Annotated in this window: 6 protein-coding genes; all 6 read right to left on the bottom strand. The window is 50.3% G+C overall.

The window, feature by feature from the left end:
* Nucleotides 1-220: 220 nt before the first annotated feature.
* Entirely contained in the window at nt 221-1,477 is a 1,257-nt protein-coding gene (locus tag LKD37_RS16855) for a hypothetical protein (RefSeq protein WP_302930239.1), read from the bottom strand.
* Between the two features lie 610 nt (nt 1,478-2,087).
* A complete protein-coding gene (locus tag LKD37_RS16850; RefSeq protein ID WP_015517767.1) occupies nt 2,088-3,335 on the bottom strand; it encodes a plasmid recombination protein in 1,248 nt (415 codons plus the stop codon).
* A gap of 289 nt (nt 3,336-3,624) precedes the next feature.
* The gene (locus LKD37_RS16845; RefSeq protein ID WP_302930238.1) at nt 3,625-4,149 is read right to left on the bottom strand and encodes a hypothetical protein; all 525 of its coding nucleotides are present in this window, start codon (nt 4,147-4,149) and stop codon (nt 3,625-3,627) included.
* Nucleotides 4,150-4,190: 41 nt separating this feature from the next.
* Complete coding sequence (locus LKD37_RS16840; RefSeq protein WP_302930237.1) at nt 4,191-4,457, bottom strand: hypothetical protein; 267 nt, start codon at nt 4,455-4,457, stop codon at nt 4,191-4,193.
* A gap of 249 nt (nt 4,458-4,706) precedes the next feature.
* Nucleotides 4,707-4,985 (bottom strand): type II toxin-antitoxin system YafQ family toxin, encoded by a 279-nt coding sequence (locus LKD37_RS16835; RefSeq protein WP_021632616.1) that lies wholly within the window; start codon nt 4,983-4,985, stop codon nt 4,707-4,709.
* Nucleotides 4,978-5,354, bottom strand: a 377-nt coding sequence (locus LKD37_RS16830; protein ID WP_302930236.1) for a type II toxin-antitoxin system RelB/DinJ family antitoxin, incomplete at its 5' end; no start/stop codon positions are given. The genes LKD37_RS16835 and LKD37_RS16830, both read right to left, overlap by 8 nt.

The raw sequence follows: 5,354 nt of genomic DNA, 5'->3' as shown, positions 1-5,354 counted from the left end.
CACTAATATTATATTCAATATTCGTGACATTTGCAAGTGCATTGCAAATGTTTTTTGCAACTTCTCTATGAACAGTGCTTTCTATATGGTAACACCGCAGCGTGTACATTTAGGGGGTGAAAAAGCCTTATTTCGCGCGGTTTTCAAGCCTCGTTTTCGGTGGGGTAATATAAAACCCTTACCCGCCCCGAAAACGCCTTGTAGGGCGTTTCTGTGGCGTTTACAGCCCTTTCTTAAATTCCTCCACCAACAGATCGCTCAAAGCCTGTGATGGGCGTATTTTGACCGTTATATGCCCCTCCGGTACGGTGTCCCACCATTTGCGGATCGTTTTCGGATCAAGTCCGGTGTCCCTATGACAATCGGCCTTGCGTCCCTCTGGATGCTCCTGCCGCCACGCATAGACTTGCGCTTTCTTTTCTTCTGCCCCTTTTCTTCTCCATGTGCCGCCAGGATAATCCACTTCCTGCACCGCCCTTGCTCTTTTCAAATGCTCTTTCTGTGATCTACCATTCCTCTTGTTGCGCTCGATGCGAACATCGGTCAGAGCTTCAATATCGGAAATCGTGAAATTGTAATACTCCTTGTCGTAGGCTTCCAGCGCACTCCGTATATCTTCCTCGGTCAATGCGTTCTCATGCTTCACCATCTGCAGATCATCAAAAGCCTCTTTCATATCCTGCCGGAGCTGCTGCTTCGACACACCGCATTTGTAAGCATAGATAGCAAGGCACATCAAAAAGAAATACCGATGCCCGCCCTTTATCTCTCCGATCTGCCGCAGCCACCAATGGTAGAGCGCATACGGATCATCACCATGCACCTTTCCGGCAATATCCCACTTCTTGCGTCCTTTCTCGCCTCTCATAACAACACGCTCATACCACTCCGGATATGCCTCCCTCGCCTCAGCTCGTGTCATTTTGGATGGGCTGAAAGGCTTATTGACATCCACCCTGTTTTCTGGCTTTGCGTAGGCGTTCAGATAATCCAGCGTTACCCGTTCTCCGGTACGGAAAGCGACCAGCTCCGTCCCATGCTTGTCATTGACGCTGCCCACCATGCGGAAGCTCTGATTGATGGATTGATACTGGATCGCCTTGACCTGCGAAGTGCTGCCATACTCCCATAGCCGGAAAGTGAGGTCATATTTCAGACTTTTAAGCTGAATTTTTATATTCGGGTATAGGTCAATCGGCTGCTGGAAAACATAGTAGATATGCAGCCCTGTCCCCGACAGAACAAGGAAAGTCGGCATCGGCAACCGGCGCACTCGCTCCGGATCGCCGCCAAAGCGCAGAAAGAGGTTGCGCAGCTCGGCAAGACCTACGCCATCCAGATCGAAGATCAGAGCATACATCCGCTGGGCGTTCTCCAGCCTGTTCTCCTTTCTGCGATATGCAAGACCGCTGCACAAAGTAAGGCTGTTCCCCTCGACAAACTCCATGTAATCCTGTTTCCATGTGTCGTTATACATCTTCCTGCGCCGGAGCTTCTTATCCTCGCTCTGTTCGTCCCGATACAGATACACAGCGTTCGGATGGGAAAAATCCGTGTGCCGTTCTCCGGAGTTCTCATTGTCCGGAAACAGCTCTTTATAAAACTCATAGCCTCCGACCTCCGGATATTGTGCGCTCAAATACTCGTAGCAGCCTCGATAATTCTCGGTCATATTACCACCTCACAAAAGAAAAAGTACCAAAAAGAAAATCCGCTGCGGCGGGGATCGCCTGCGGGCGGGAAGGGGGAAAAGGGGGAGCAAAAGAGCGGCGGCTACGCCGCCTTAAAGAGAAAGTCACCTCCCCCTTTTCCCCCTCGCTGCGGGTCATTGAAAGTGCCGCCACTATGGAAAACCCGATGGGTTTACCACAGTGGCTTGGAAAACCTCTAACAAGGTTTACCACACTTCCAACACCCCTCCGCGCACCCCCTTTTTCCCCTCCGACTTTCTCCCTTTCAGAGAGAGAAAATATAGGTTGGGAGTACCCTTACAGGGGGCTTAGATTATCAATACAGCAATTCCCTATTTTCAGTTGTTATTATAGCCTGTCCGAAAGAGATTTTCAAGCCCTCCGGACAGGCTTCTTTTACAGCTCCATGCCGCCCATTCCTCGCTGGTGCTGCTGTTGCTCCTGCTGCTGTCCGATCTCCGGATCGGGCAGCAGCTCCCTCGCCTTTTCAAGCAGAGGACGCAGACGCTCCGGCAAGTGTTCTTCCAAGAAGTCCAGCATCCGACCGATGCCGTCCGTCAGACGCTCGGTGAAGCTGCGTTCCTCCTGCAGCTCGGATTGCAGATAATAGTTTTCATCGCGCAGCCTCCGGTTTTCCTGTTCAAGCCTCTGCTGCCGCTGCGCTTCTTCCAGCCGCTTCTTCATGGACGGCACCTGTGACCGCAGACGGGTGTTTTCCTCCGTCAGCTCCTGTACCTTGTGCCGATCCGTCACGCTGCGCAGTGCCATTTTCTTTAGCTGCTCGACCTGATCCACCGTCACGCCCTTTACTGCCCCTGTGAGCGTCTTTTCCGGCTGAATATCATGCAGGGGTGCATTTACCCTGTCAGCCTCCTTTAAGAGCCGCACAGTGCCTTTCAGAGCGTCCCGCTGCCGTTCCAGCTCAGCAACCTCCCGCTCTACTGCCGCTGTCTGCTGCTGCACCGCTTCCAGCCTCGCAGCCGCTTCCTTGAACTGTGGCAAGTCCATGTGCGGTCTGTTCGTGCCGAGAGAGATAATTTCAAAATCGTGCCGCTGGGCGATCTCCGTCAGAGCTTCTTTCTCCCGTTCCATCCACGCCGCCCATTCGGTCTGCTTTCTGCCGACACCGACAAACCCCTGCTGCTTCAATGCCTGTTTCATAGATACCCTTGTAGAAAGTCCTCTTGACTGCTCCGTTGCCACAGGGATAAAATCGACATGGAGATGGGGCGTTGCCTCGTCCATGTGCAGCACCATATTGAACACCCGCAGATGGGGGTTGCGTTCTGCAAAAGACTCCGCAAAATCTTTCAGAGCTGCCGCCGCCCGTTCTCCGTCCGGCGTACCGCATCCACAGTCGCTCATGTTGCCGATCTGGAAGATCGCTTCATGGAACAGCTTTTCCTGTTTACTCTGCCGGATATGCTCATAGTAGTCCGGTATCTTATCTCTCGTTTTGGTTTTCTTTGCGTTGTAGGCTGCGAGAGCTTCATCAAAGACCATATGATAGACCTGCTTCAGATCCTCGTTGCAGAAAACAATGTTCTGCTCCGTCCGGCTCCGGTCTACATTCGCCGCTGAGAAGCTGCGGTTGTTGTGCCGGATGCTCCCTGCACCTGTCATACCCGAAATCGTAACTCCCATAAAATCGCCCCCTTTCCGCTTATTCTTCCGTCCTCTATTTTATCATAAATTTCCGCTAAAAACAACCTCTTTGTTACTTTCTGGTGAGAAAGTAACGCAAAAGCACTTTCACACCGCCACCCCATCGGTGCAGCGGTGTGAAAGTGCTTTGCGCCCCTAAAGGGGAGGGGTTGCCGGAGCTGCTTCACTGCCGGCTCGTGCCTGCTGCTCTGCCAGCTCCGGAGGGGCGCTGCCCCTGCCGTCTGCGGACGGCTCCCCGAACTTCATCCCACCGATAAACTGGAAGTTGTCAAAGAGAATTGTTCCAGTATTCCACAGTATTGCCATTCACATCATAGAATGTAATGGTTCCCGCACTTATAGGCAAAACAATCGCAAAAGGTTTATTGCTGTCAATGTCAAGCACTTGAATTGTGTTGCCGTCATCTATTTCAAGCTGTGTTACCTGTTGCTGATTCATAGAAATAAATGCTCGCTCATTATATCCTTCTACAGTGTACTCGGCAATTCCTCTTTGAACCCCCGAAAGTTTTCCACCCCCACGGAAAAAGTATCCAAAGGAAAGACCAGGGCGGTTGACATAGACGGAAAAAGAATGGTCACTCAAATCCTGAGGGTAAGAAATATATGCAGCCATCGTGCTGGAAACGCTTCCATCGACCGTCCAATCATCCTTAATCTTCTGCGACGAACGAATATCTGTCTCCAGCTTAGATGAAGTCACGCCGATCTCATTGTTCGTATAAAGAAAACAAACAAATAAAATACAAACAAGAACAACCCCTATCACAATTTTAAGAAATATTTTTTTCATGCTATCAAAGCTCCTTGTCAACTTCCGATTTGTCGTTCTGTTTAGTCCCCAAAGAACCTACTAAACCAGCTACGCTTTTGAACCGGTTCTGTCTCACGCTCCGGCTGATCGGCTCCGGCCTTGCCGGAAAGAAGCTGCTGATGCATCGTCCCAGCATGGAGAGCCTGGGCCGCTGCCGCAGTCTGCTGTGCCGTCACCAACGCCGAGCTGACCTCCGCCAACCTTGCGTTCAGTTCCTCGATCTGCTTGTCCTTTACAGCAAGTTGCTCGCTTTTCCGGTCTAATTCTCCCTGCAGCATAGCGATCAAAGTGGTTTCGCAAGTTTCGCAACTTGCTTTCGCCGGTTGCGAAACTTGCTTTCGTTCAACACCTAAATAATGCTGATATATGGCGGTTTTTTGACTTTCGCTGATTGCGAAACTTCCTTTCGCATCTTTCGCAACATGGTTTCGCCTACACCATGCACGAACTGCCTGTTCCGACACGCCACATTCTATTGCAATTTCCGTTATTACACCCGCCAAATATCATCACCACTCTTTCATCCAGAGTTAATCTCAAAACAAATCGCTATGAGATCCCGTCCTTATCAATTTCAAAATCAAAGTCTGCCGAACAACTTTATAGACCAACAGCCAGTCCGGCTCGATGTGACATTCTCTCATGTCCTTATAATTTCTGGAATTAGTGAGAGCATGATCTCGATACGCCTCCGGCAACGGCTGCTCGTTACACAACAGCGTGATCACTTCCTCCAACTTCTTCGGATCGCAGCCTCTCTTGATCGCAAGCTTGTAATCTCGTTTGAACTGCCCCGAAAACTCCGGCTTAAGCATTCAGCGCCTCCATCAGATCTGCAACGCTATCAAACGGACCATACATATCCTCTCCCTTTTCTGCCGCCTCCATCGCCGCATAGGTAACAGCATTCGGCTCGTCAACCTTGACTTCAAAGGGAAGTCCATGACACCTAAGTGCCTGTCGATAAAAAATACCCGTTGCCGTACTCAAATCCATTCCGAGGGACTTAAAGAGAGCTGCCGCCTGTGCTTTCAGCTCCGGCTCCATTCTTATCGTCATATTTCCTTTAGCCATAATAGCACTCCTTTCCTCGTCATTTTTAGCTTGCACTAATATTATATTCAATATTCGTGACATTTGCAAGTGCATTGCAAATGTTTTTTGCAACTTCTCTATGAACAGTG

The sequence above is a fragment of the Brotocaccenecus cirricatena genome (assembly GCF_020687045.1).
GTDB lineage: Bacteria > Bacillota > Clostridia > Oscillospirales > Oscillospiraceae > Vescimonas > Vescimonas cirricatena.
This window is presented reverse-complemented; position numbering and strand designations above follow the sequence as displayed.